Source organism: Mycobacterium triplex (genome assembly GCF_000689255.1).
GTDB lineage: Bacteria > Actinomycetota > Actinomycetes > Mycobacteriales > Mycobacteriaceae > Mycobacterium > Mycobacterium triplex.
The window spans coordinates 5662185-5686748 of record NZ_HG964446.1 but is presented as its reverse complement, the minus strand read 5'-3'; the positions used below and the strand labels follow the sequence as shown (position 1 = coordinate 5686748).

The following is a 24564-nucleotide window of genomic DNA, read 5'->3' as shown; positions in this document are numbered from 1 at the left end:
AGCGTAGCGCTACGGCTCAAATGCCTTGCTGACAGGGCTTATGCCGTCAACAGCGGTGCCATCCAGGTCAGTTCGGCCGGCAGCTGCGCGCTCCAGAACGCGGGGTTGTGCCCGCCGGGTGAGAAACCACCCGCGGGCGGGTTCGGCAGCTGGGCGATGAACTGCTTGGTCGCGTCGTAGAACGGATCACTGTCGCCGCAGTCGATCCTGATCGGAATGGACGCCAGCGCCGGCATTCCGAACACCGAATTCGCGGCGAAGTCGTCGGGGCCGTCGAAGGCGCCGGGTGCGGCTGCCCCCGAAGACATCCACAGCGCCGGGCTGACCGCACAGATCGCCGCGGTGCGCGCGGGTCCCAGCCGGCCGCCGAGCAGCAATGCGCCGTACCCACCCATGGACCAACCCAAGAAGGCCACCCGGGAGGTGTCCAGCCGCTGGCTGTCCAGCATCGGAATCAGTTCGCCCAGCACCATCGCGCCGGAGTCTTCGCCCGAAGATCGCTTGTGCCAGTAGCCGCCACCGCCGTCGACGGCGACGACCGCGAACGGCGGTAGTCCCGCATTGACGGCTTGGGCCAGACCCTGCTCGACGCCGCCGGCCATCACGGTGGCGGCGTCACTGCCCTTGCCGTGCAGTGCGATCACCGGACGCAGCGCCTTGGTCTGCCCCGGCGGCCGGGCGATCGCCCAGTTCGTCGATATCCCGCCGCGTGCCGCCGACACGAAGGAACCCGTCGTCATCGTCGGCGCCGGGTCCCCGGCGGGAGCCGGCTCGGCGGGAGCGGAAGGTGACGGGGCCAACGGAACCTGCGTGCCGGCCGTCGACACCGGAATGTTGCGAGTTGTACTGGTGTGTAACAGGTTCTCGAGCACGAACGCGCCGGTCGCACCTATTGCCGCGCCGGCACCAAGACCGAGCACCGCGCGGCGGCTCAAGTCGGGCATGCGGGCCATCATGCCATGTTGGTTCGGCGGGCCGTTTAGCGGAAATGGCAATGCAGTACCACTTGGACTGGCACGATGGTCACTCGTGACTGCAGCGGTTACTCCGAAAGGAGAACGTCGACGGTATGCGCTAGTGAGCGCTGCCGCCGAGCTGCTTGCCGAAGGCGGGTTCGAAGCGGTGCGCCACCGAGCCGTCGCACAGCGGGCCGGTCTGCCGTTGGCGTCCACTACTTATTACTTCTCGTCGCTCGACGATTTGATCGCGCGCGCGGTCGAACACATCGCGATGATCGAGGTGGCGCAGCTGCGAGCTCGGGTCAACGCGTTGTCGCGGCGGCGCCGTGGGCCCGAGACCACCGCCGAAGTACTGGTCGACCTGTTGGTGGGCGACCTGTCGGATCAGACCCTTGTCGAGCAACTGATCTCGCGGTATGAGCGAAACATCGCCTGCACCCGCCTGACCGCGTTGCGCGAGACGATGCGCCGCAGCCTGCGCCAGCGTGCCGACGCCGTCGCCGAGGCGATCGAGCGGTCCGGTCGCGCCGTGCGCATCGAGCTGATCTGCACGCTGATCTGCGCGGTCGACGGTTCGGTGGTCTCCGCGCTGGTCGAGGGCCGCGACCCGCGCACCGCGGCGATGGGAACGGTGATCGACATCATCGACGTGCTCGCTCCGATCGACGAGCGGCCGGTGCGGATCTGACCTGTCATTGGTCGGTCGGCAGCGACGGCGTCACGATGTACCCGTCGGCCGCGTCCCCGTAAATCGTGATGCGGCCCGGGCAGCGCTGGGCGAACAGCGCCACATACGCGCAGACCACGGCGTCGACCGGGTCTTCGGCGCGGCGCAGCTCGCTCTTGCGCTGCGCCGTCGCCACCTGTTTGCGCAGCTCAATCCAGTCGGGGTGATCGGCGACGCGCATCGGCACGTCGGTGCCGGCAAGCCGCTCGACACCGTCCATCAGCAGCAGTAACTCGGATTTGAGCCGCTCGAGGGTTCGGCCGGGCTTGGCCTTGTATTTCAGGGTCCGCTCCAGCCGGAACAGCACGACGGTCGCCGCGTGCGGGTAGACCTCGATCGCGCGCCGCACCGCCCGCGAGCGGGGATCCATGTCCAGGCCCAGCGCCCGGGCCAGCCGCGCCGCGCGCGGACCGTTGGCGAACTCGGGTTTCCCGGTGTTGGCCGGATGCGCACCGGCTTCGAACCTGCGGAAGTCGCGGTTGAGCGCGGTCTCGGCGGGGCGCTGACCAGTGGGGTTGTTCACCACCAGCGGCGCGTCGAACCCGACCACACACTCGCCGCCCACGTAAGGGCGCAACGCCGCCAGGATTTCGTCGTCGTCGCGGACCGCGCCGGCGCTCACCAGGCAACCTCCGGAGTCGACGACAGCGACACCGGTCGGGTTGCGGACGCCCCACGCGAGGTCGACGCCGGCGTAGTACATGCCGCGAAACTGTAACCACCGGCGCCGCTACTGGCGCAAATGCGTTGCCAGTCGCAGTCTCGCGGTCGATAAGCTGGCCCAGTGAGCATTCCGAATGTGCTGGCCGCCCGGTACGCCAGCGCCGAGATGGTCGGGATCTGGTCGCCGGAGGCCAAGGTGGTCGCGGAGCGGCGGCTGTGGCTGGCCGTGCTGCAGGCGCAGACCGAACTCGGCGTTCCGGTGCCCGCCGAGGCACTCGCCGACTACGAGCGCGTGCTCGAGGACGTGGACCTGGCGTCGATTGCGGATCGCGAGCGGGTGCTGCGGCATGACGTCAAGGCCCGCATCGAGGAATTCAACGCGCTGGCCGGCCACGAGCATGTGCACAAGGGGATGACCAGTCGGGATCTGACCGAGAACGTCGAGCAGCTGCAGATCCGGCGGTCGCTGGAACTGGTTTTCTCCCACGGCGTGGCGGTGGTCGCGAGGCTTGCCGAGCGGGCGGTGTCCTACCGCGATCTGGTGATGGCCGGACGCAGCCACAACGTCGCCGCGCAGGCCACCACGCTGGGCAAGCGGTTCGCGTCGGCGGCTCAGGAGACGCTGATCGCGTTGACCAGGCTGCGCGAGTTGATCGACCGCTATCCGCTGCGCGGCATCAAGGGTCCGATGGGTACCTCGCAGGACATGCTCGACCTGCTGGCCGGCGACGCGGTGAAGCTGGCCGAACTCGAGCGGCGTGTCGCTGAATTCCTGGGCTTCGCAACGGTTTTGACCAGCGTCGGGCAGGTCTATCCGCGTTCGCTGGATCACGATGTGCTCTCCGCGCTGGTGCAGCTCGGGGCCGGGCCGTCGTCGATGGCCCACACCATCCGGTTGATGGCGGGGCACGAACTCGTGACGGAAGGGTTCGCCGAAGGACAGGTCGGCTCCTCGGCGATGCCGCACAAGATGAACACCCGCAGCTGCGAACGGGTCAACGGGCTGCAGGTGGTGCTGCGCGGGTACGCCTCGATGGCCGCCGAGCTGGCCGGCGCGCAGTGGAACGAGGGCGACGTGTTCTGCTCGGTGGTCCGCCGAGTTGCCTTGCCGGACAGCTTTTTTGCCATCGACGGTCAGATCGAGACATTTCTGACGGTGCTCGACGAGTTCGGCGCTTACCCCGCGGTGATCGAGCGGGAGTTGGATCGCTACCTGCCGTTTTTGGCCACCACCAAGGTGCTGATCGCGGCCGTGCGGGCCGGCATGGGACGCGAGGCCGCCCATCACGTGATCCGCGAACACGCGGTGGCAACGGCTTTGGCGATGCGGGAGCGCGGCGTCGAGCCCGATCTGCTGGACAGGTTGGCCGCCGACGAGCGACTGCCGCTGGACCGCGCGGCGCTGGACGCCGCGCTGGCCGACAAGAAAGCGTTCACCGGCGCCGCCGGCGATCAGGTCGATGAGGTTGCTGCGATGGTGGATTCGCTGGTGGGCCGCTACCCGGACGCGGCCAAGTACGCTCCGGGTGCGATCCTGTGACTCTCGCCGGCGCGCTCTCGGGGATCGATTTCACCGATCTGGATAACTTCGCCAACGGTTTTCCCCATGAGCTGTTCGCGGTGCACCGCCGCGAGGCGCCGGTCTACTGGCATGAGCCGACCGACAACACCCCGGACGGTGAGGGCTTCTGGTCCGTGGCAACCTACGCGGAAAACCTTGCCGTGCTGAAAGACCCGGTGACCTACTCATCGGTGACCGGCGGTACCCGACCGTTCGGCGGGACGCTGTTACAGGACCTGTCCATCGCGGGCCAAGTCCTCAACATGATGGACGATCCGCGGCATTCCCAGATTCGGCGACTGGTCAGCTCCGGGCTGACGCCGCGGATGATCCGCCGCATCGAAGACGACCTGCGGGCCCGGGCACAACGGCTGTTGGATCACGTGGTGCCCGGCGAACCCTTCGACTTCCTCGTCGATATCGCCGCCGAACTGCCGATGCAGATGATCTGCATCCTACTGGGAGTGCCTGAATCCGAACGGCATTGGCTCTTCGAGGCCATCGAGCCGCAGTTCGACTTCGGCGGCTCGCGCAAGGCGTCCCTGTCACAGCTGTCGGCTGAAGAGGCCGGGTCGCGAATGTACAACTACGGCCAAGAGCTGATCGCGTCGAAACGTGCCAATCCGACCGACGACATGTTGTCGGTCGTCGCCAACGCGACGGTCGAACAGGTGGACGGACCGGTCCCGTCCGATCTCGAGGTGTATCTGTTCTTCAGCCTGCTGTTCAGTGCCGGCGCGGAGACGACCCGCAACGCGGTCGCGGGCGGGCTGCTGTCGTTGGCCGAGCACCCGGACCAATTGCGGGCCCTGCGTGCGGATTTCGGATTACTGCCAACGGCCGTCGAGGAGATGGTGCGGTGGACCTCGCCGTCGCCGTCCAAGCGGCGCACCGCCACCCGTGACGTCGTTCTCGGCGGGCAGTCGATCGAAGCCGGGCAGAAGGTACAGATCTGGGAGGGCTCGGCCAACCGCGACGCCGGCGTGTTCGACCGTGCGGACGAGTTCGACATCGGCCGAAAACCCAATCCGCACTTGGGCTTCGGCCAGGGTGTGCACTACTGCCTGGGGGCCAATCTGGCGCGCCTGGAGCTGCGCGTCCTGTACGAGGAGCTGCTGTCGCGCTTCGGCGCCGTGCGGGTGGTGCGGCCGGTGGAATGGACGCGGAGCAACCGCCACACCGGAATCCGGCACTTGGTCGTGGAACTAACCGAGGCATCGTGAGGTTCCGGCTCGCCGACGTCGAGCCGTCACCCGATGTGTTCGCCGCGGTGATGGCGACCGGAATCCTGTCCATCGCCGCGGGCAACCACCACTACGGCGCGATCAGCGAAGGGCTCGGCATTCTCGCTTCGCTGGGCCTGGCGGTCCTGGTCGCGCTCGTCATCGTGACCGGCGCGCGCTGGGACTTCGGCGATCCCGATGTGACGTTGCGGCTGTTCACGTTTGTGGCCGCCTGCGCGGTGCTGGACAGCCGGCTGGCAACCCGGCCGGTCCTGCTGTGGGTGCTGGGGCTTGCCGCGCTGGCGTCCTGGCTGGTGCTGATCGCGCTCAGCGCCCGCAACATGGCGGCGCGACGCTGGAGGGCATTGCGCCACCAGGCGCACGGCGCATGGGAGCTGGCCAGCGTGGGCACCTCCGGCCTGGCGATCTCGGCCGGCAAGGTCGCCCGCTATACGTCCCAGCATTGGTGGCTTTCCGTGGCGGTGCCGATCTGGGTGGTAGCGCTGTGTATCTACGCGCTGATGACCTGGCTGATCCTGTCGCGCACCGTCGCCGAGCGTCAGGATCGGGACGGCTTCGAACCCGACACCTGGATCCTGATGGGCGGCTTGGCGATTGCGACGCTGGCCGGCGACAACATCCATCGCCTGGCCCCGGCGTGGCTCTCCGGGCCGATACTCGTCGTCACGGTCGTGACCTGGGTGGCGGCCACGCTGTGGATACCACCACTGATCTACTTCGGCTTGCACCGGATGAGTCGTCGCCCCGAGATGCTGCACTTCGCCGGGGTGTGGTGGGCGTTCGTGTTCCCGCTGGGCATGTACTCGGCCGCCAGCTACACGATGGCGGCCGAGCTCGGGCATCGCTCGCTGATCACCGTGTCGCTGGTCTTCTTCTGGGACGCGTTGGCAGCGTGGCTGATCGTGGTCGTGGCGGGATTGCTGCGGGCCCGGCGCGCGCTGGCCGCACGCTAGCGCGCGCGCAGCGTGATCCCCGCCGAGCGCAGTTCCAGCGCCGCGAGCGCGCGGATCGTGACGGGGTCCTGCTGACGCCAGCCACCGACCGGATCCGCACTGATCGCGGCCAGCTTCCCCGGTGCACGATTCGTCAGCGCGCGCAGGGCCAACAACTGTTCGCCGGCCGGGGTGGCGGCCAGGGCGGTCACGGTCAGTTTGCGCCGGAAAAACCGCAGCCGCAGGTAAAGCCACGGCATGTCGGCGATCAGGATCGGGGGAGCGACGACGGCCAGGGCGAGCAGCACCGCGAGCCAGCCGGCCGTGGTGACCAGCTCGTGCAGGGCACCCGCGATGTCGAGCGCGGCCTGACTGGCCGAGTTGAGCGGTTTGCTGACATTGTCGCCGACGACCGGAATGTGTTGTGCGCCATGGCCTGCCGAGGCCAGGTTCCCCGCGATGCTGTGGGTTCCATCCTCGACCTGGCGGCCGGCGTCGGCGATCGTCGAGATGGCGTCGTACACGGCGGTGCCGACAAGCAACCAGATCGCCGTCCACACGACGATGACGACGTCGCTGAACAGCTGGGCCAGCAATCGGCCGGGCGTGGTGGCATAGGGCAGGAAGCGCGATCTCATGACCTCGATCCCAGCACAGCTCCAGGACTCCGGTGGGCTTCCCGATAGGCTGGCCCGATGCGCCCTGCACTGTCCGACTACCAGCATCTGGCCAGCGGCAAGGTCCGCGAGCTGTACCGCGTCGACGAAGAGCACCTGTTGCTGGTCGCCAGCGACCGGATCTCGGCGTACGACTTCGTCCTGGACAGCACGATCCCGGACAAGGGCCGCATCCTGACGGCGATGAGCGTGTTCTTCTTCGGCCTCGTCTCCGATCTTGTCCAAGCCCCCAACCACCTGGCCGGGCCGCCCGACGACCCCCGCATCCCCGACGAGGTGCTGGGCCGCGCGCTGGTGGTGCGTCAGCTGGAGATGATGCCGGTGGAATGCGTGGCCCGCGGTTATCTGACCGGCTCGGGGCTGGTGGACTATCAGGCGACCGGCAAGGTGTGCGGCATTGCGCTGCCGCCGGGGCTGGTCGAGGCCAGCAAGTTCGCCCAGCCGCTGTTCACCCCGGCGACCAAGGCCGCCCTGGGCGATCACGACGAGAACATCGCCTTCGACCGGGTGATCGAGATGGTGGGCGGGGTGCGCGCCAATCAGCTGCGCGACCGCACGCTGCAGATCTATGTGCAGGCCGCCGACCATGCCTTGACGAGGGGAATCATCATCGCCGACACCAAGTTCGAATTCGGCACCGACCGCGACGGCAACCTGCTGCTGGCCGACGAGATCTTCACCCCGGACTCCTCGCGGTACTGGCCCGCCGAGGATTACCGCGTCGGGGTGGTGCAGACCAGTTTCGACAAGCAGTTCGTCCGCAATTGGCTCACCAGTCCAGAATCCGGCTGGGACCGGCACGGCACCGAACCGCCACCACCGTTGCCGGACGACATCATTGCCGCCACTCGCGACCGTTATATCAATGCCTACGAACGCATTTCCGGTTTGAGTTTCGGCGACTGGATCGGCCCGGCCGTATGACGGACTCCGGTACCCCACCTGTGGCGAAGCGGGTGGAGACCACCCGCGAGCACCACGGCGATGTGTTCGTCGATCCGTACGAATGGCTGCGCGAAAAGTCGAATCCCGAAGTCATCGGCTACCTCGAAGCCGAGAACGACTATGTCGACCGGTCCCTTGCCCACCTGGAACCGTTGCGGCAGAAGATCTTCGACGAGATCAAGGCACGTACCAAGGAAACCGACCTGTCGGTGCCGACCCGGCAAGGCGACTGGTGGTATTACTCGCGCACTTTCGAGGGAAAGCAGTATCGGGTCCAGTGCCGTTGCCCGGTGGCCGATCCCGACGACTGGGACCCGCCGGCTCTGGACGAGAACACCGACATTCCGGGTGAGCAGATTCTGCTCGATTCGAATGAAGAGGCCGAGGGGCACGACTTCTTTTCCCTGGGCGCCGCCCTGGTCAGCCTGGATGCCAACCTGCTCGCCTACTCCGTCGACGTCGTCGGCGATGAGAAATACACGTTGCGGTTCAAGGACTTACGCACCGGTGAGAAGTATCCCGACGAGATCGCCGACATCGCGAGCGGAGTGACATGGGCGGCCGACCACCGGACCGTGTACTACCTGACGCTGGACGACGCCCATCGCCCGGACAAGGTGTGGCGGTATCGGCTGGGCTCGGGCGATCCGCCGGAATTGGTGTATCACGAAGCCGACGAACGGTTTTGGCTTGGGGCCGGCCTGAGCCGAAGTGAGGCGTATGTCTTCATTGCCTCGGGCTCGTCGGTCACCTCCGAGGTGCGCTACGCCGACGCCGCGGACCCGCACGCCGAGTTCACCGTGGTGCTGCCGCGCCGCGAAGGTGTCGAATACTCGGTGGAGCACGCGGTGGTGGGGGGACAGGATCGATTCCTGATCCTGCACAACGACGGCGCGGTGAACTTCACGCTGGCCGAGGCCCCGGTCAGCGATCCCACGCAGCAGCGCACCCTGGTTGCACACCGCGACGATGTTCGGCTCGAAGCCGTCGACGCTTTTGCGGGCCATCTGGTCATCAGTTACCGGCGTGCAGCATTGCCGCGAATCCAGTTGTGGCCCATCGGTGCCGACGGTGAATACGGTGAGCCCGAGGAAATCGCGTTCGATTCGGAGCTGATGTCGTCGGGCCTGGGTGGCAATCCGAACTGGGTTTCGCCGAAGCTGCGGATCAGGGCGGGATCGCTCGTCACGCCGCTGCGGGTCTACGACGTCGATCTGGGCACCGGTGAGCGCACCTTGTTGCGTGAGCAACCCGTGCTCGGCGACTACCGGCCAAGCGACTACGTCGAACGGCGCGACTGGGCACTCGCCGCCGACGGCACCCGCATCCCGGTGTCGATCGTCCATCGTGCCGGCCTCGAATTTCCGGCGCCCACCCTCATCTACGGCTACGGCGCCTACGAAATATGCACGGATCCAACGTTTTCCATCGCGCGGTTGTCGCTGCTGGACCGGGGCATGGTGTTCGTCATCGCCCACGTCCGCGGCGGGGGAGAGATGGGCCGACTGTGGTACGAGCACGGAAAACTGCTGGAGAAGAAGAACACCTTCACCGACTTCGTCGCGGCGGCACGGCATTTGGTGGATTCGGGTGTGACGCGTCCGCACCAGCTGGTGGCGTTGGGGGGCAGCGCGGGTGGCCTGCTGATGGGGGCGGTGGCCAACATGGCGCCGGATCTTTTCGCCGGGATTCTCGCCCAGGTCCCGTTCGTCGACCCGCTGACCACAATCCTGGATCCCTCGCTGCCGTTGACCGTCACCGAGTGGGACGAATGGGGAAACCCGTTGAGCGACAGCGAAGTCTACGCATACATGAAGTCATATTCGCCTTACGAGAACGTCGAGGCCAAGAAGTATCCCGCGATCCTGGCGATGACGTCGCTGAACGACACCAGGGTCTACTATGTGGAGCCGGCCAAGTGGGTGGCCGCGTTGCGGCACGCGAATACCGATGGAAACCCGGTGCTGCTCAAGACGCAGATGGCGGCCGGCCATGGCGGCGTCAGTGGCCGCTATCGGGGTTGGCAGGAAACCGCATTCCAATACGCGTGGCTGCTAGCCGCTGCCGACGGCGACCGCTACGGCGGCGGCGAGAAAAGCGATCTCGGTGGCGATGCGCTGGGGTAGCCGCGTCGTCATCGACTTGGGCGGGTTGGGCATCCGGGACGCGTAGACGTTGGCCGGGAACATGGCCAGCATCAGCAGCAACAGGCATGCCGCTGCCGTGACCCGGGTCTCGGGAAGCAGCAGCCCGGCCGCGCCCAGCAGCTCCAGCACCCCGGTGATGGTGACAAGCAGGCCGGGAGCGGGCAGTCGCGGCGGCACGATCGCGATCAGGTCGCGGCGCAGCGGCGGGGCGAAGTGGGCGATCCCGGTCAGGACGAACATGGCAGCCAGTCCGACGGCGATCGCCGCGGTCCAGCCGGCGAGGTAACCGACGCCGAGCAAGCCGGCGACCCGGGCGACGATGCTGCCCAACAGCAGGGCGATCAGCGGAGCCATCTCAATTCCAATCTAGACAGTGACAAGTTGGCGCTTTACCCCAGCGTACGGCGGATCTAGTCAATGTCAAGTTCGCTCGATATGCTGGCCGCCATGGACCGCCCGAATTACCACCACGGCGACCTGCGCGCGGTGATCCTGAGCGAAGCGGCACTGCTGGTGGCCGAACGCGGCGCGGACGGGCTGTCGTTGCGCGAGCTCGCCCGGGCCGCGGGCGTGTCACATGCCGCGCCGGCCCACCACTTCGTCGATCGCCGCGGCCTGTTCACCGCCCTGGCCGCGCAGGGGTTCGCGCTGCTGGCCGAGGCGCTGACCAACGCGCGGGGGCACTTCGCCGACGCGGCGCTGGCCTACGTGCGGTTCGCGATCGACCATCCCGGCCACTATCGGGTGATGTTCGACAGGTCGCTGCTGGACGCCGCGGACCCCGAACTGGCCGCGGCGGAAGCCGCTGCCGGTGCCGAGCTCTCACGCGGGGTGGCGACGCTGCGCGATGCCCACGCGCGGGCCGACCCCGCGGGCGCGCAGTTGGCGGCATGGTCACTGGTGCATGGGTTTTCGACGCTGTGGCTCAATGACGCGGTCAACGCCGCGGTCAAACGGGCCGACCCGATGGAAACGGTGCTGCGGATCGCGACGATGCTGTTCGAGGGCTGAGCGGGGTAAGCCGGATCAGGCGGCCGGCGCCTCGGCCGGCTCTGGGTCGTGCTCTGGCTCCGGCCGCTTCATCGGCAGGAACGCCGCCGGGATGATCGTCACCGCCAGCAACGCGACGGCCACCACGAACACCGCGGTATAGGCGTGGGAGAGGCCGTGCGTGACGGTGGTGGCGAATTGGGGGCCCAGGGTGTTCCATGCCGATGCCGAGGACTCGATCGGCATGCGTTTACCGGTGGCTTCTTGTTGCGCCGCGACCAGCTTGTTCGCGGTCACCAGGACCGGGTTGTGGTTGAACAACTGCGTCAGGACCACCGCCATCAACGCCGCCCCGATCGATCCGCTGACCTGCTGGTTGACCGTCACCAGAGTGGTCCCGCGCGCGACCTGATGGGGGGCAAGCGCCTGCAGGACCGCCGCGGACAGCGGCGTGGTGGTGCAGCCGATACCCAGGCCCATGACCGCGAGCCCGATCAGCAGCGTCGGGTTGTAGGCGGCCTCCGTGGCGACTCCCCACGTGAAGATGCCCAGGCCCGCCGCCATCACCGGGAGACCGATCAGCACAATCTTGCCGGGTCCGTGCTTGTCCATGAATGCCCCGGCGAGCGGCATCGTCAACACGGCGCCGAGGCCGACCGGCACCAGATGCATCCCTGACTGCATCGGCGTTTGGTGCATCACGAGTTGGAAGTAGCTCGGGACCAGCAGGCCTACCCCGACAAAGGGGGCACCGAATACCAGCAGGGCAAGATTCGCATGGGTGACCACGCGGTTCTTGAACAGTCGCAGGTCAATGAGCGGGTGTTTGGTGCGGAAGGAGTGGATGACGAATGCCGCGATCAACAACACCCCCGTGATCGTCGGCACCAACACCATGCGATCGGCGACCGTTTCCCGCGCCGGAATGGACGACACTCCGGCCAGGAATAGCGTGACGCCGGGCGGCAGCAGCAGCACGCTTATGACGTCGAGGGATTCCGCGGGGGCGGGGCGATCCTTGGGGAAGGTGATCGCCGCCAGAACGACCGCGAGCAGCCCGATCGGCAGGTTGATCAGGAAGATCCACTCCCAGCCGTAGGCGCCGACCAGCCAGCCGCCCAGGATCGGCCCACCGATCGGGCCGAGCAGGATCGGAATTCCCCCGATCGCCATCAGCCGGCCAACCCGCTTCGGGCCTGCCTCCTGAGTCAGGATCACGAAGCTCAGCGGCATCAGCATGCCGCCACCCACACCTTGCAGCACCCGAAAAGCGATGAGCAGCATGATGTTTGGCGATATCGCGCACAGTAGCGAGCCGAGCATGAACACCAGGACCGACCAGATGAAAAGCCGTTTGGTGCCGAACCTGTCGGCCGCCCATCCGGTAATCGGGATCACGGTCGCAAACGCGAGCATGTAGCCGGCCACCGTCCACGAGACGACGGCCTGGGTGGAATTGAACTGGGTGGCGAAGGTTCCTTGCGCGACCGCGACGACGGTGCTGTCCACGATCGCCATCACGGCGGCCAGACCGCAGACGAACACGACGCGCAACAGCTTGGCGTCGAGTTTGTCGGGGTAGTCGCGGCCGTCCGCAGCCGCCGCACGTCCAATGGAAGCGATGGGCACTGCGACGTTGGGAGCTGCGGAACGCGCATCCATGGCGTCGCTGAGCATGCGGTCGAGCATATCGAGACACCCTCGCGATTTTGTCGCTTTGCCCTGATTGCCGATCTGCTAGCACCGGCCACAAGCCGCTGCGAGCGCCGCCAGTTTGGTGCAACGGATATTTAACGGTCACCCGTCAGTGCGAATTCGGCGCCCGCCGAATGAATTCTGCAGACCGTTCGGGTACATCTGGCAGCGGCCCAGTTCAAGGGCCTATTCGAGGGCTGTTTGGGTGGCGGGCTTTTTCGGCAGAAATGACGCCGGGATGATGGTAAATGCCACCAATATCACCGCGACCACGAATACCGAGGTATAGGCGTGTGAAAGGTCGTGCAGCAGATCGGCGGAAAAATTTGGGTCGAGTGACTGGTGTGGTATTTGTGACGGATCAACCGGAACCCCGGTGATCGCGGCCTGCTGTTGCAACGCCGCCAGTTTGTTAGCGGCGGTGATGTCGTCGCTGCGGTTGAACTGGTTGGTCAGGATCATCGCCATCAGCGCGGTTCCCATTGAGCCGCCCACCTGATGGCTGACGCTCATCAGCGTGGTGCCCCGCGCGATCTGATGCGGCGCCAGCGCCTGCACCGATGCCACCGAGAGCGGCATCATCGTGCACCCCATCCCCAGGCCCATGATCGTCAGCGCGATCAGCAGGGTCGGCGCATAGCCGGCGTGCCTGGCCACCCCGAAAGCGAACGTGCCCAGCCCGGCGATGATCATCGCGATACCGGCCAGCACGTATTTGCCCGGGCCGTGCCGATCCACCAGCGGACCGGCCAATCGCATGGTCAGCATGGCACCGAGTCCCTGCGGGATCAGGTGCACCCCGGCTTGCATCGGCGTCTGGTGCAGGACCTGCTGGAAGTAACTCGGGAGCAGTAGGCCGGCACCGAAGAAGGCGCCCGCGAACAGCAGCATCGTCACATTGGCCCGGGTGAGAACCGGGTTGCCGAACAGATGCAGGTCGATCAGCGGGTGATCGGCGCGTCGCAGCGCGTGCACGACGAACGCGGCGATCAACGCCAGGCCGATGATCGCGGGTATCCAGACGCGACGGTCGGTGAGCGTCCCGCAGCGCGGGATCGACGACACCGCGAACAGAAACGTCGCCAGCCCGGGTGAGAGCAGCAACCCGCCGACGACGTCGAACGTTTCCGACCGTGCGGGGTGATCTCGCGGGAACACCAACCAGGCGAGGACGAACGCGGCCAGCCCGATCGGCAGGTTGATCAGGAAGATCCACTTCCAGCTGGAGGTGTCGATCAGCCAGCCGCCCAGGATCGGGCCGGCGATCGGGGCGATCAACATGGGAATGCTCAAGATCGACATCAACCGGCCGAGACGCGCGGGCCCCGCTTCGCGCGTCATGATCATGAATCCCAGCGGCATCAGCATGCCGCCGCTGATGCCCTGCACGACGCGAAAGATGATGAGCTGCAAGATCGTTGACGCCACCGCGCACAGCAGTGAGCCCAGCACGAACGCCACCACCGAACCCATGAAGAGCCGTTTGGTGCCGAACCGGTCGGCCGCCCAGCCGGTCAGTGGGATCACCGTCGCCAGTCCGAGTGTGTAACCGGTCATCGTCCATGCGACGACGGCCTGGTTGGACTCGAACTCGGCGATGAAGGTGCGTTGGGCGACGGTGACGACGGTGACATCCAGGATCGCCATGATGGTCGCCAGCAGGCACACCCCCGAAATCCGCAACAGCGGGGCGTCGAGTTTGTCCGGATAAACACGTTCCTCGACGCCCAACAGCGCGGCGGGGGCGAGGGGCAGCGCGGCGTCGCCCGCTGCGGAACGGGCCTTCTCCATGGCGTTGCTTAGCATATCGAACCGTTTCCCGATCGCGGTGCCGGTCCGCGTTTGCTCGCGGCGATTCGTCGCCCGGCAGCGCGCCACGGGGCGCATAGTCGATGCGGTAGGCAGCCCAACTCCGTTGCGCGAACACTGCATTCCAGGCTGGAGTGACATCTGGCATACGCGTCGATATACGCCTGCAGTCTGCGTGTCCTTCACCATCCCGACACCTGCGCTCGTCAAACTGCGGTTGTGTCTGGAAAACTGATCGTCTCGGTCTCAGGGATAGGCGAGCGCACCCTGGACGACGTCGAGGCGTTCTGCGCACAGATGGATTCCCGCAAAGTGCCTGTTTCGTTGCTGGTGGCTCCGCGCCTGTCCGGCGACTACCGACTGGACCACGACCCGCGCACCGTCGAGTGGCTGACCGCCCGGCGCGCCGGCGGCGACGCCATTGTGCTGCACGGGTACGACGACGCCGCCACCAAGAAGCGCCGTGGCGAGTTCGCGATCCTGCGGGCACACGAAGCCAACCTGCGGCTGATGGCCGCCGACCGGGTGCTCGAGCACCTCGGACTACGCACCCGGCTCTTCGCGGCACCCGGGTGGACTGTCTCACCGGGCGTTGTCAAGGCATTGCCGGGCAACGGTTTTCGGCTGCTGGCCGATCTGCATGGCGTCACCGACCTGGTGCGCCACACCACGGTGCGCGCCCGCGTGCTCGGCATCGGCGAGGGCTTCCTCACCGAGCCGTGGTGGTGCCGCATGGTGGTGCTGTCCGCCGAGCGGATCGCTCGTCGCGGCGGGATCGTGCGGGTGGCGGTGGCGGCCCGCCAGTTGCGCAAACCCGGTCCGCTGCAAGCGATGCTGGACGCCGTCGACTTGGCTTCGATGCACGGATGCACGCCGACGGTGTACCGCTGGCGGGCCGACAAGGCGATCTCGGACGCGGCCTGACCAAGCCGTCTGATTAATCGGAAGATTGCGGGCACTACCCTGATCCGACATGAGCCATTCTTCGGCGGCAGGCTTCGCCGCTGACGCGATTGTCGTCGGGGCGGGATTGTCCGGTCTGGTGGCCGCCTGCGAGCTGGTGGGCCGCGGCTTGCGGGTGCTGATCCTCGACCAGGAGAACAGTGCCAACCTCGGCGGTCAGGCCTTCTGGTCGTTCGGCGGTCTGTTTTTCGTCGACAGCCCCGAACAACGTCGGCTGGGCATCCGGGACAGTCACGAGCTCGCGTTGCAGGACTGGTTGGGCACAGCGGCTTTCGATCGTGAAGAGGACTACTGGCCCCGGCAATGGGCGCACGCCTACGTGGATTTCGCGGCCGGGGAGAAGCGCAGCTGGCTGCGCGAGCGGGGTCTGAAGATCTTTCCCCTGGTGGGCTGGGCCGAACGTGGTGGCTACAACGCGCAGGGCCACGGCAACTCGGTTCCCCGGTTCCATATCACCTGGGGGACCGGTCCCGCGCTGGTCGACATCTTCGCGCGTCAGCTGCGGGATCGCTCGACGGTCCGTTTCGCGCACCGGCACCAGGTCGACGAATTGATCGTCGAGCGCGGCGCGGTGACCGGCGTTCGGGGGACCGTGCTGGAACCGTCGACCGAAGCGCGCGGCGTGCGCTCATCGCGAAAATCGGTGGGGCAATTCGAATTTCGTGCCTCTGCGGTGATCGTGACCAGTGGAGGGATCGGCGGCAACCACGACCTGGTACGCAAGAACTGGCCCCGGCGAATGGGCCGCGTGCCCGAGCAAATGCTGAGCGGGGTGCCGGCCCACGTGGACGGCAGGATGATCGGCATTTCTCAGCAGGCCGGGGCGCGGGTGATCAACCCCGATCGGATGTGGCACTACACCGAGGGCATCACCAACTACGACCCGATCTGGCCGTTGCACGGCATCCGGATCATTCCGGGCCCCTCGTCGCTGTGGCTGGATGCGGCCGGCAACCGGCTGCCGGTCCCGCTGTATCCCGGGTTTGACACGCTGGGCACGCTGGAATACATCACCAAATCCGGGTACGACTACACCTGGTTTATCTTGAACGCCAAGATCATTGAGAAGGAGTTCGCGCTGTCCGGGCAGGAGCAGAACCCGGATCTGACCGGGCGGAGCGTGCGCGCGCTGGTCCGTAACCGGGCCGGCTCTGGACCGCCCGGGCCCGTCGGAGCGTTCATCGATCGCGGAGTGGACTTCGTCAGCGCAGATTCGTTGGGCGAGTTGGTAACCGGCATGAACAAGCTGCCCGATGTGGCTCCCCTGGACTACGCGACGGTGGAGGCAGCGGTGACTGCCCGCGATCGCGAGGTCGCGAACAAATTCAGCAAAGACGGTCAGATCACCGCCATCCGCGCTGCCCGTGGCTATCTGGGTGACCGGTTGGGCCGGGTGGTGGCGCCGCACCGGTTGACCGATCCGAAAGCCGGGCCGCTGATCGCGGTCAAACTGCACATCCTGACCCGAAAGACGTTGGGCGGCATCGAGACCGACCTGGCCGGGCGGGTTCTCAAGGACGGCGGCACCCCGCTGGCCGGACTGTACGCGGCCGGGGAAGCCGCCGGGTTCGGCGGTGGTGGTGTGCACGGTTACCGAGCCTTGGAGGGCACGTTCCTGGGTGGCTGCATCTTCAGCGGCCGGGCCGCCGGCCGCGGCGCCGCCGACGATATCACCTAGCCACTAGAAGGTGACTGCGCTCTCCTCGGGCAACACCTGGAAGTCGGTGTCGGTCATCTCGGTGAACCGGCCGTAGTAGATCCCCCGTGCGTCGGGAGCGACCACGCCCTGGTGGATGGGCACCGCCCGCGTCGGGGATACCGCGCGCAGGTAGTCGATGGCCTCGGAGATCCGCATCCAGGGGGCGGCCGCCGGCGCGGCCAGCACGTCGACCGGTTCGTCGGGAACGAACAACGCGTCACCGGGATGCATCAATCGCGCACGGTGGTCGCCGTCGCCCACCAGATACGAAAGGTTCTCTATCACAGGGATTTCCGGGTGAATCACCGCGTGCTTTCCGCCGAGCGCCCGAATCGTCAGCTCACCCACCGTCAGCTCGTCGCCCGCGCGCACCGTTTGGAAGGGCGCGTCGAGCTGCGCCGCGGTTTGCGAGTCGGTGTAGAGCGCCGCATTGGGGTTGGCCTCGATCAGGGCGGGCAGCCGTGCCGGGTCGACATGATCCGGGTGCTGGTGTGTGATCAGGATGGCGTCCAGTCCGGTGATGCCCTCGAAGCCGTGTGCGAACGTTCCAGGATCGAAGAGCACGCTAGTGTGGTCGAACTCGGCAAGTAGGCAGGAATGCCCGAAATGCGTCAGTTGCATGTTTACGATTGTGCCCTGACGGGGGTGGTCGTGTGCGGTTAGTTGTCGCGACGATACTGTTCGCCGGCGGCTTGGTGGCTGCCCTGGTCTTCGTGATCCCGGCAGCGGGTGAACCGGAGACCTGCCCGCCCGTCTGCGACCAAATCCCGGCCACCGCGTGGATGCCGCCGCGCGCCGTGCCGCTCAACTCGACCTACAACTGGCCCCCGCTGGCGGGTCTGGCCGTGCAGGTGACCGGGACCGGGGCGGGACCGCGGTTCCGGTTCGAGGAGCTGTGCGCCGCGCGGCCGCCGGCGCAGGACCCCCGCGCCTCGGCGGTGGCGGCGCGCGTGTCGGTGGCGCACCCGGAGGGCCAATGGCAGCTGAAGGCGCAGATCGTGCACTGGCGCGGTGACACGGCCCGGGGCGGCGCGATCGCGTCCTCGGTGTTCGACAACGCCGTCGCGGTGCTGCGCGGCTGCCAGCAAGGGGCACCGTTGCAGTCGCCGTCGATCACCACCGACGAACCGAACCGGATGGCCGCGGTGATCAGCGGCCCGGTGGTCATGCATACCTACCTGGTCGCACACGTCGCGAGCAGCACGATCAGCGAGGTGACGCTGTGGTCTGCGGCGCCGCCGCAGCTGCCGTGGCCCTCGATGGCGGACAATCAGGTGCTGGACTCGATGACGGCCCCGCTGTGCGAGGCCTATATCGCGTCGTGCCCGTAAGCCGCGGCCGGCCGGTAGAGTTGGCGCCGACAGCGACTCGTCAGGAGGAACGCCGGTGGCGCGGGTGATCGTTCATGTGATGCCCAAAGCGGAGATTCTCGACCCGCAGGGTCAGGCGATTGTCGGCGCGCTGGGCCGACTCGGACATCCCGGGATCTCAGATGTCCGTCAGGGCAAGAGGTTTGAGCTCGAAGTCGACGACACCGTCGACGATACCGTGCTCGCCGAGATCGCCGCATCACTGTTGGCCAACACCGTGATCGAGGACTGGACGATCAGCCGGGAAGTGCTGTGACGGCACGGATCGGCGTTATCACCTTCCCCGGCACGCTGGACGACGTGGACGCCGCTCGCGCGGTGCGCCGCGTCGGCGCGGAGGCGGTGAGCCTGTGGCACGCTGACGCCGACCTCAAAGCGGTCGATGCGGTCGTGGTTCCGGGCGGGTTCTCCTACGGCGACTATCTGCGGGCCGGCGCGATCGCCCGCTTCGCCCCGGTGATGTCCGAAGTGGTCTACGCGGCGGGCCGCGGTATGCCGGTGTTGGGGATTTGCAACGGTTTTCAGGTGCTGTGTGAGACCAGGCTGCTGCCCGGGGTGCTGACCCGCAACGCGGGTCTGCACTTCATCTGCCGCGACGTGTGGCTTCGGGTGGCATCGAACTCGACGGCGTGGACGTCGCGCTTCGAGGCCGACGCCGACCTGCTGGTTCCGCTGAAATCGGGCGAGGGCCGCTACGTGGCGCCGGAGAACGTGCTCGACGAACTCGAGGGCGAGGGACGCGTGGTGTTTCGGTACCACGACAACATCAACGGCTCGATGCGTGGCATCGCCGGCATCAGCTCGGCCAACGGGCGCGTCGTCGGCCTGATGCCGCACCCCGAGCACGCCATCGAAGCGTTGACCGGTCCCTCCGACGACGGCCTGGGCTTGTTCTACTCAGCGCTCGACGCGGTGCTCACCGCCTGACTTCGTCTTCGCGGAAATACCTGCGGCCCTGCGTAATTCGGCGAAGGCCTTGGTCATCGCGTCGGTCGCCTCGTGGGGGTCTTCGAACGTCAGGTCGTCGGTGAGCACCGCGATCCCGAGCCCGTCGACATAGCTCCACACCGTGATGTTGACCGGTGCGCCCGGCGAGAGCACCCCGGTGGAGTAGATCTCGGTCACCGCGGCGCCGCCGAAGTGCCCGCGCTCACGCGGCCCGACCACGCTGGAGACCGCGACGTTCATCAGCTTGTTCGGCACGTCATGACGGCCCAGCCAGCGAAACGCCGCCGGGGCGAACGCGGTCGGCAGGTAGGCCATCAGTCGCCCGTAGAGTTCCGGGCCCATGATCTCGTGGTCTTCCTTGGCGATCCGCGTCGCCAGCGAGACCAGCCGCGCCCGCTCGGCGGGGTCGGCGACATGGACCGGCAGCGAAATCATCAGGCCGCTGATCTCGTTGCCGGTGAGGCGGTCCGACTTGTCGGTGGCGGTGGGCACCGAAGCGATGATCGGTCGCCGCGCTTCGCCGTCGTAGTGCAACAGCAGCGTGCGCAATCCGCCGGTGGCGATGGCCAGCACCATGTCGTTGACGGTGCTGTCCAACGCCTTGGCGGTCGCCTTGACCTCGGCCAACGGCAGCGTCGTGCCGGCGAACCGCCGCCGCGGGGACACCACGTGGTTGAGGAATGTCGGGGGTGCGGCGAAGGCGTCGGCCAGATCCGGGTGATCCCCGCGCTGTTTGGACCGGCGTCTTACCCGGCTCATCCCCACCGCGGCGTCCTTGACCAGCCCGGGCAACTCGGCGATTTGCCGGGCATGGTCTCGTGCGGCAGCGCGCAGCAGATCACCCTTCGCCGCGCCGATGCCGGCCTCGTCGGGCTCGCGCTCGTCGGTCACCGAACCCTTGAGATCCATCGCGCGCGCCAGCAGGTTGACCGAGGCGATGCCGTCGGCCAGCGCGTGGTGCACCTTGCCGATCAACGCGAATCGACCGTCGGCAAGCCCTTCGGCGAAATGAAACTCCCACAGCGGGCGACTGCGATCCAGCGGCGTGGACGCTACCTGTCCGACGACGTCGTCGAGTTCGCGGCGGCCGCCCGGCGCGGGCACCTGCACCCGCCGCAGGTGGTAGTCCAGGTCGACGTCACAGTTCTCCTGCCACATCGGGTGATGGAGTTGCCAGGGAATGTCGACGAGCTTGTAGCGCAACGGTTCCAACAGGTGCGGCCGGCGGCGCACGTGTAGCCGGAAGGCCTCGAAATCGAACTCGCCGTCACAGTCGAGTATCGCCACTTTCAACGTGTGCGTATGCAGGTTCGGCGTCTCGCTGTAGAGCAGCATGGCGTCCATACCGTTGAGTCTTTTCACACGCCACCTCGTCGAGTCGACGCGACCTGAAAGCAACTATGCCGTAGCGCTTCCGGGTTTGCTATGGGTCGGCGCTCGCGAATCGTTGGCGGTCGGAGACCGCGCCTCCTTCGTGCTAGGAGACGGGTCATTGTCGGGGCCCTGGAGCAGGCGCACGATCGAGGGATCGGTGCCAGAGGGGGAAGCCAGTGAAACAAGCAGGTACGAGCCTGAAGGGCCGAGTCGCGCTCGTCACGGGGGCGGCCCGCGGGCAGGGACGCGCTCACGCCGTCCGCCTGGCCAACGAAGGCGCCGACATCATCGCCATCGACGCGTGCGCCCCCATCTCCGACACCATCCGTTACCCGGCCGCCACCTCCGCTGAGCTGGTGGAAACAGCACGGGCCGTGGAGGATTCGGGACGCAAGGCGCTGATTCGCGAAATCGATATCCGCAACTTGGCGGCCCTGCAACAGTTGGTTGCGGATGCCGTCGATCAATTCGGCCGGCTCGATGTCGTCGTCGCCAATGCGGGCGTATTGAGCTTCGGTCGCTTGTGGGAGATGTCCGAAGAGCACTGGGACACCGTCATCGACGTCAATCTCAGCGGCACCTGGCGCACCCTGCGCGCCACGGTCCCGGCGATGGTGAAGCTGGGAAACGGCGGATCGATCATCATCGTCAGCTCGACCACCGGACTGAAGGCAACACCTGGCAACGGGCATTATTCAGCGTCCAAGCATGGTCTGGTCGGGCTGACCAACGCCCTGGCCGTGGAATTGGGGGAGTACGGCATCCGGGTCAATTCCGTGCACCCGTACGCGGTGAGCACGCCGATGGGAAGCTCCGAGGAGATGCTGACGTTCCTGGCCGACCACCCGTCGTATTTGCACAGTCTGTCCCCGATGCCGTTTCGGGCGATCGGCGCTCCGGAAGAGTTCATGACGCCCGAGGACATCGCGGATGTCGTTGCCTGGCTTGCCGGAGACGGGTCCGCGAACATGTCGGGCAGCCAGGTCGTCGTGGATCGCGGCCACCTGAAGCACTAGCCCAGGATGGGGAAGCGGCGCCGGGCGGCCAGACGCTTGAGTGCGGCTTGCATCACCGAACGTACGTGCGCGTCGACCTCGTCGATGTCGGGGTCCTTGCCGAACTGGGCGACGACGTCGATCGGCTCGAGCACCTCGGTGACGATCTTGGACGGCAGCGGCAAGTTCGGCGGGAAGATGACGCTCAGCCCGAACGGAAAGCCGAAACTGACCGGCAGAATATCCATGCGCGCCTTGGTGATTCCCAGCTTGCGCGCCAGCCAGTTGCCGCGGGTCAGGAACAGCTGGGTCTCCTGGGCGCCGATCGAGACGGTCGGCACGATCGGCACCCCGGCTTCGACGGCGGTTCGCACGTAGCCGGTGCGCCCGTTGAAGTCGATGGTGTGCGCGCTCAGCGTGGGCCGATACGAGTCGTAGTCACCGCCCGGGAAGACCAATACGACCGCGCCCGAATGCAGTGCGGTAGCGGCATTTTCGCGATTGGCCTCGATCACGCCGACACGGCGCAGCCAGCCGTCCAGAGGCCCGAGGAACACTCCGTAGTGGGCCAGCGTGTACACCGGCCGGTCGTAACCGAACTTGTCGTAGAAGGCTGACGAGAAGATCAGGACGTCGGGAGTGAAGATGCCGCCGGAGTGGTTGGACACCACCAGCGCCCCGCCGGCCGGCGGAACGTTGTCCAGGTCCCGCACTTCGGCGCGAAACCAGCGGTTGACCACCGGGCCGAGGGTGTTCTTCACCTGTTCGGTGAACGCCGGATCCCATTTGGCCGTCTCCCGGCCGTCTTGCTCAGCGTTGCCCATCGCGATTCCCCCCGCGGTTGTTTTCCGCCAGTAGTTGCCAGCGCGAGGCCGTTCCCCCAGGGCGCACCGCGTCTGACATAGGCTACTCTCAATTTGAGAGAATGTCATATCCGTTTGCTGCGGATACCACGCGGGCGTTCTGCTGCCAGCGTCAACCCCGGCCGGAGATGGGTGCGGGGCGGCTCGTCAACCCGCGTCCAGCACCATCGGCTGCGAGGGGCACTCGGCGACGGAGTCCAGATTGGCGAAGAACTCGATCGCGGCGGCGATGGTGTGGTCGATGTAGGTGGCGAAGTCCTCGAAGTCGACGGGTTCCCGGATCTTCCGAGAGCTGCGGGCAACGACGCCGACCCGCTGCGGGTCAGACGACCCGCGGACGGTCACCACGACGTCGCGGCTGCGCCGGTTCCACGAGTCGGCCAGCTCGGCCAGCTCTGCGCCGTCGGCTGCCGGGAAGAAGCAGCCGGGGGTGACTTGAATCGTGAATTCGTCACGGTGCCAACGGGAGATCCCAAGGTGGACATGCAGCCGCCGCGGGCGGGTGTTGGCGACATAGAAAAATTCACCGTCGTGCTGGCCGCGGAAATAGCGGCTGCCCCGGGTGCACAGGTAGCGTTCGATCAGGTCGGCGGAAAACGCCTCAGTCGTCATGAAATACATGGTGCGGCCTGCGGCTTTGCGAATCCTTTGCGCCGAGCAACGTGTCGGCAAAGAATCCGGTGAGAATTTGCTGAGTTTGTAACGATACAGTCACGCGAAGTGAACTGCCCGGCAACGGATTACGGCTGCGAGGTTTAGGGCAGCACACGCACCGGAACATTCGACCAGCCGGCGACATTTTGCATGCTCACCCGTTTGCAGTCGTCCCAGAGCACCTCGTAGCGGGGCATCAGGTCCAGCAGCTTGTTCAGCGCGATCGCGCTTTCCAGGCGGGCCAGTGCGGCGCCCAGGCAACTGTGTACGCCGTACCCGAAGCCGAGGTTCTGCGCCTCGGTGCGATCACGGTCGATGTCGAATTTGTCGGCGTCGGTGAAGGCACTGGGGTCGCGGTTGGCCGAGCCGCCCAACAAAAACACGGGCTTGCCCGCCGGAATCGTGACACCGTGCAGCTGAACGTCTTTGAGCGAGCAGCGGACGTTGTACTGCGCCGGCGCCTCGTAGCGCAACACCTCCTCGACCGCGGCCGGCACCTTGCCGCGATCGTCGAGCAGCTTCTGCCACTGATCGGGGTTGCGGGCGAACTGCACGACCGCATTGCCGACCAACTTGGTCACCGTCTCGGCGCCGGCACCGCCCAAAAGTGTGGCGAAACCTGTGATTTCGAGGTCGTCCAGCCGGGTGGTGCCGCCGTCGTCCCGCTCCACCTCCGCGGCGATAAGACCGCTGATCATGTCGTCTTGCGGCGCCTTTCGGCGTTCCTGGACCAGGTTGAAGTAGTAAGAGCCGATCTGGGTGACCGCCTCCCAATTGGCTTCGCCCATCTCGATCTGCCCCGGCTCGCGATGCAGCGAGGTATCCACCCAGTGCCGGATTTGCTGCCGATGCTCGGCGGGCACACCGAGGACCGTGCTGATCACTTCGACGGGGAACAGCGCCGAGAAGTCGGCGACCACGTCGAAGCGGTCGGGGTCGATTCGCGACAGGTGGTATTCGATCAGCTCGGTGACGGTGTCCTTGAGTGAGGTGATCGCGCGGGGGGTGAAGACCTTGTTGACCAGACTGCGCATCCGCCGGTGCTCCGGGGGATCCATGAAGATCATCGACCTGGAGTCCTTCGGGAGGTCGTTGTTCTTGACCATCGCCAGATCGATCCCGCGCGCCGACGAATACGTCTCGTAGTCCTTGAACGCGGCGCTGACGTCCTCGTGGCGAGCCAGCGCATAGAAGTCGTGCGTTTCGTCGTAGTAGACCGGGGCCTCTTCCCGCATCCGCCGATACGTCGGATACGGGTCGTTGAAGAACTCCTCTGAGAACGGATCGAAGACCAGTTGCGCGGTTGCCATGACTCCTCCTCAAGGCGTGCTGAGCACCTGCTTAGCATT

General features: G+C 66.5%; 23 protein-coding genes and 1 pseudogene. 13 read left to right on the top strand and 11 right to left on the bottom strand.

Annotated features, from left to right (window positions below; genetic code table 11):
* Positions 1–38: 38 nt before the first annotated feature.
* Complete coding sequence (locus BN973_RS26390) at positions 39–956, bottom strand: alpha/beta hydrolase-fold protein (protein WP_036471657.1); 918 nt, start codon at positions 954–956, stop codon at positions 39–41.
* 73 nt (positions 957–1029) lie between these two features.
* Here BN973_RS26390 and BN973_RS26385 point away from each other — a divergent pair, with 73 nt between their 5' ends.
* Positions 1030–1647, top strand: coding sequence for a TetR/AcrR family transcriptional regulator (locus tag BN973_RS26385; RefSeq protein ID WP_036471656.1), 618 nt, complete (start codon positions 1030–1032; stop codon positions 1645–1647).
* A gap of 4 nt (positions 1648–1651) precedes the next feature.
* Here the strand turns inward: BN973_RS26385 and BN973_RS26380 are convergent, their stop codons facing one another.
* Positions 1652–2389: a DUF429 domain-containing protein gene (locus tag BN973_RS26380; protein ID WP_036471655.1), complete on the bottom strand. Its 738-nt coding sequence runs from the start codon at positions 2387–2389 to the stop codon at positions 1652–1654.
* Between the two features lie 81 nt (positions 2390–2470).
* Here BN973_RS26380 and purB point away from each other — a divergent pair, with 81 nt between their 5' ends.
* The 3 genes from purB to BN973_RS26365 are packed head-to-tail and all read left to right on the top strand — an operon-like array spanning position 2471 to position 6107.
* Positions 2471–3889 carry an adenylosuccinate lyase gene (gene purB, locus BN973_RS26375; RefSeq protein WP_036471654.1) on the top strand — a complete coding sequence of 473 codons (1419 nt, stop codon included), beginning with the start codon at positions 2471–2473 and terminating at the stop codon, positions 3887–3889.
* Positions 3886–5133, top strand: coding sequence for a cytochrome P450 (locus BN973_RS26370; RefSeq protein ID WP_036471653.1), 1248 nt, complete (start codon positions 3886–3888; stop codon positions 5131–5133). Before purB ends, BN973_RS26370 begins: the two co-directional genes overlap by 4 nt.
* On the top strand, positions 5130–6107 hold the full coding sequence (locus BN973_RS26365) for a tellurite resistance/C4-dicarboxylate transporter family protein (protein WP_036471652.1): 978 nt from the start codon (positions 5130–5132) through the stop codon (positions 6105–6107). The genes BN973_RS26370 and BN973_RS26365 overlap by 4 nt, the downstream gene beginning before the upstream one ends.
* Here the strand turns inward: BN973_RS26365 and BN973_RS26360 are convergent.
* On the bottom strand, positions 6104–6724 hold the full coding sequence (locus BN973_RS26360) for a hypothetical protein (RefSeq protein WP_036471651.1): 621 nt from the start codon (positions 6722–6724) through the stop codon (positions 6104–6106). The genes BN973_RS26365 and BN973_RS26360 overlap by 4 nt on opposite strands.
* A 57-nt stretch (positions 6725–6781) precedes the next feature.
* On the opposite strand from BN973_RS26360, the gene BN973_RS26355 reads away from it, so the two are divergent.
* Both BN973_RS26355 and BN973_RS26350 read left to right on the top strand, forming a co-directional pair.
* A complete protein-coding gene (locus tag BN973_RS26355; RefSeq protein WP_036471650.1) occupies positions 6782–7687 on the top strand; it encodes a phosphoribosylaminoimidazolesuccinocarboxamide synthase in 906 nt (301 codons plus the stop codon).
* Positions 7684–9834, top strand: coding sequence for a S9 family peptidase (locus BN973_RS26350; protein WP_036471649.1), 2151 nt, complete (start codon positions 7684–7686; stop codon positions 9832–9834). The genes BN973_RS26355 and BN973_RS26350 overlap by 4 nt, the downstream gene beginning before the upstream one ends.
* Here BN973_RS26350 and BN973_RS26345 read toward each other — a convergent pair.
* Complete coding sequence (locus tag BN973_RS26345; protein ID WP_036471648.1) at positions 9763–10209, bottom strand: DoxX family protein; 447 nt, start codon at positions 10207–10209, stop codon at positions 9763–9765. The genes BN973_RS26350 and BN973_RS26345 overlap by 72 nt on opposite strands.
* A 93-nt stretch (positions 10210–10302) precedes the next feature.
* Between BN973_RS26345 and BN973_RS26340 the strand changes: the two genes are divergently transcribed.
* The gene (locus BN973_RS26340) at positions 10303–10866 is read left to right on the top strand and encodes a TetR/AcrR family transcriptional regulator (protein ID WP_036473107.1); all 564 of its coding nucleotides are present in this window, start codon (positions 10303–10305) and stop codon (positions 10864–10866) included.
* Positions 10867–10881: 15 nt separating this feature from the next.
* Here the strand turns inward: BN973_RS26340 and BN973_RS26335 are convergent, their stop codons facing one another.
* Positions 10882–12522 carry a DHA2 family efflux MFS transporter permease subunit gene (locus BN973_RS26335; RefSeq protein WP_051641649.1) on the bottom strand — a complete coding sequence of 547 codons (1641 nt, stop codon included), beginning with the start codon at positions 12520–12522 and terminating at the stop codon, positions 10882–10884.
* Between the two features lie 204 nt (positions 12523–12726).
* The gene (locus BN973_RS26330) at positions 12727–14346 is read right to left on the bottom strand and encodes a DHA2 family efflux MFS transporter permease subunit (RefSeq protein ID WP_232232153.1); all 1620 of its coding nucleotides are present in this window, start codon (positions 14344–14346) and stop codon (positions 12727–12729) included.
* Between the two features lie 222 nt (positions 14347–14568).
* Here BN973_RS26330 and BN973_RS26325 point away from each other — a divergent pair, with 222 nt between their 5' ends.
* Positions 14569–15273, top strand: a complete 705-nt coding sequence (locus BN973_RS26325; protein WP_036471647.1) for a DUF2334 domain-containing protein — start codon at positions 14569–14571, stop codon at positions 15271–15273.
* A gap of 49 nt (positions 15274–15322) precedes the next feature.
* Positions 15323–16990 (top strand): FAD-binding dehydrogenase, encoded by a 1668-nt coding sequence (locus BN973_RS26320; RefSeq protein WP_036471646.1) that lies wholly within the window; start codon positions 15323–15325, stop codon positions 16988–16990.
* Positions 16991–16993: 3 nt separating this feature from the next.
* On the opposite strand, the gene BN973_RS26315 is transcribed toward BN973_RS26320, so the two are convergent.
* Positions 16994–17632 carry an MBL fold metallo-hydrolase gene (locus BN973_RS26315; RefSeq protein WP_036471645.1) on the bottom strand — a complete coding sequence of 213 codons (639 nt, stop codon included), beginning with the start codon at positions 17630–17632 and terminating at the stop codon, positions 16994–16996.
* Here BN973_RS26315 and BN973_RS26310 point away from each other — a divergent pair.
* The 3 genes and pseudogenes from BN973_RS26310 (at position 17609) to purQ (ending at position 19308) form a co-directional block, all read left to right on the top strand.
* Positions 17609–18342, top strand: a pseudogene (locus tag BN973_RS26310) (ATPase). The gene BN973_RS26315 and the pseudogene BN973_RS26310 overlap by 24 nt on opposite strands.
* 55 nt (positions 18343–18397) lie before the next feature.
* On the top strand, positions 18398–18637 hold the full coding sequence (gene purS, locus BN973_RS26305; protein WP_036471643.1) for a phosphoribosylformylglycinamidine synthase subunit PurS: 240 nt from the start codon (positions 18398–18400) through the stop codon (positions 18635–18637).
* The gene (gene purQ / locus BN973_RS26300) at positions 18634–19308 is read left to right on the top strand and encodes a phosphoribosylformylglycinamidine synthase subunit PurQ (protein ID WP_036471642.1); all 675 of its coding nucleotides are present in this window, start codon (positions 18634–18636) and stop codon (positions 19306–19308) included. Before purS ends, purQ begins: the two co-directional genes overlap by 4 nt.
* On the opposite strand, the gene BN973_RS26295 is transcribed toward purQ, so the two are convergent.
* Entirely contained in the window at positions 19279–20691 is a 1413-nt protein-coding gene (locus tag BN973_RS26295) for a WS/DGAT/MGAT family O-acyltransferase (protein ID WP_198048963.1), read from the bottom strand. The two genes, purQ and BN973_RS26295, sit on opposite strands and share 30 nt — an antisense overlap.
* 188 nt (positions 20692–20879) lie before the next feature.
* On the opposite strand from BN973_RS26295, the gene BN973_RS26290 reads away from it, so the two are divergent.
* Entirely contained in the window at positions 20880–21719 is an 840-nt protein-coding gene (locus tag BN973_RS26290) for a mycofactocin-coupled SDR family oxidoreductase (RefSeq protein WP_156959189.1), read from the top strand.
* Here the strand turns inward: BN973_RS26290 and BN973_RS26285 are convergent.
* From BN973_RS26285 to BN973_RS26275, 3 genes are all read right to left on the bottom strand, one after another.
* Positions 21716–22522 carry a lysophospholipid acyltransferase family protein gene (locus tag BN973_RS26285; RefSeq protein WP_036471640.1) on the bottom strand — a complete coding sequence of 269 codons (807 nt, stop codon included), beginning with the start codon at positions 22520–22522 and terminating at the stop codon, positions 21716–21718. The genes BN973_RS26290 and BN973_RS26285 overlap by 4 nt on opposite strands.
* Positions 22523–22708: 186 nt before the next feature.
* On the bottom strand, positions 22709–23173 hold the full coding sequence (locus tag BN973_RS26280; RefSeq protein ID WP_036473101.1) for a type III secretion system chaperone family protein: 465 nt from the start codon (positions 23171–23173) through the stop codon (positions 22709–22711).
* A gap of 143 nt (positions 23174–23316) precedes the next feature.
* Positions 23317–24525, bottom strand: coding sequence for a cytochrome P450 (locus BN973_RS26275; RefSeq protein WP_036471639.1), 1209 nt, complete (start codon positions 24523–24525; stop codon positions 23317–23319).
* Between the last annotated feature and the right edge of the window lie 39 nt (positions 24526–24564).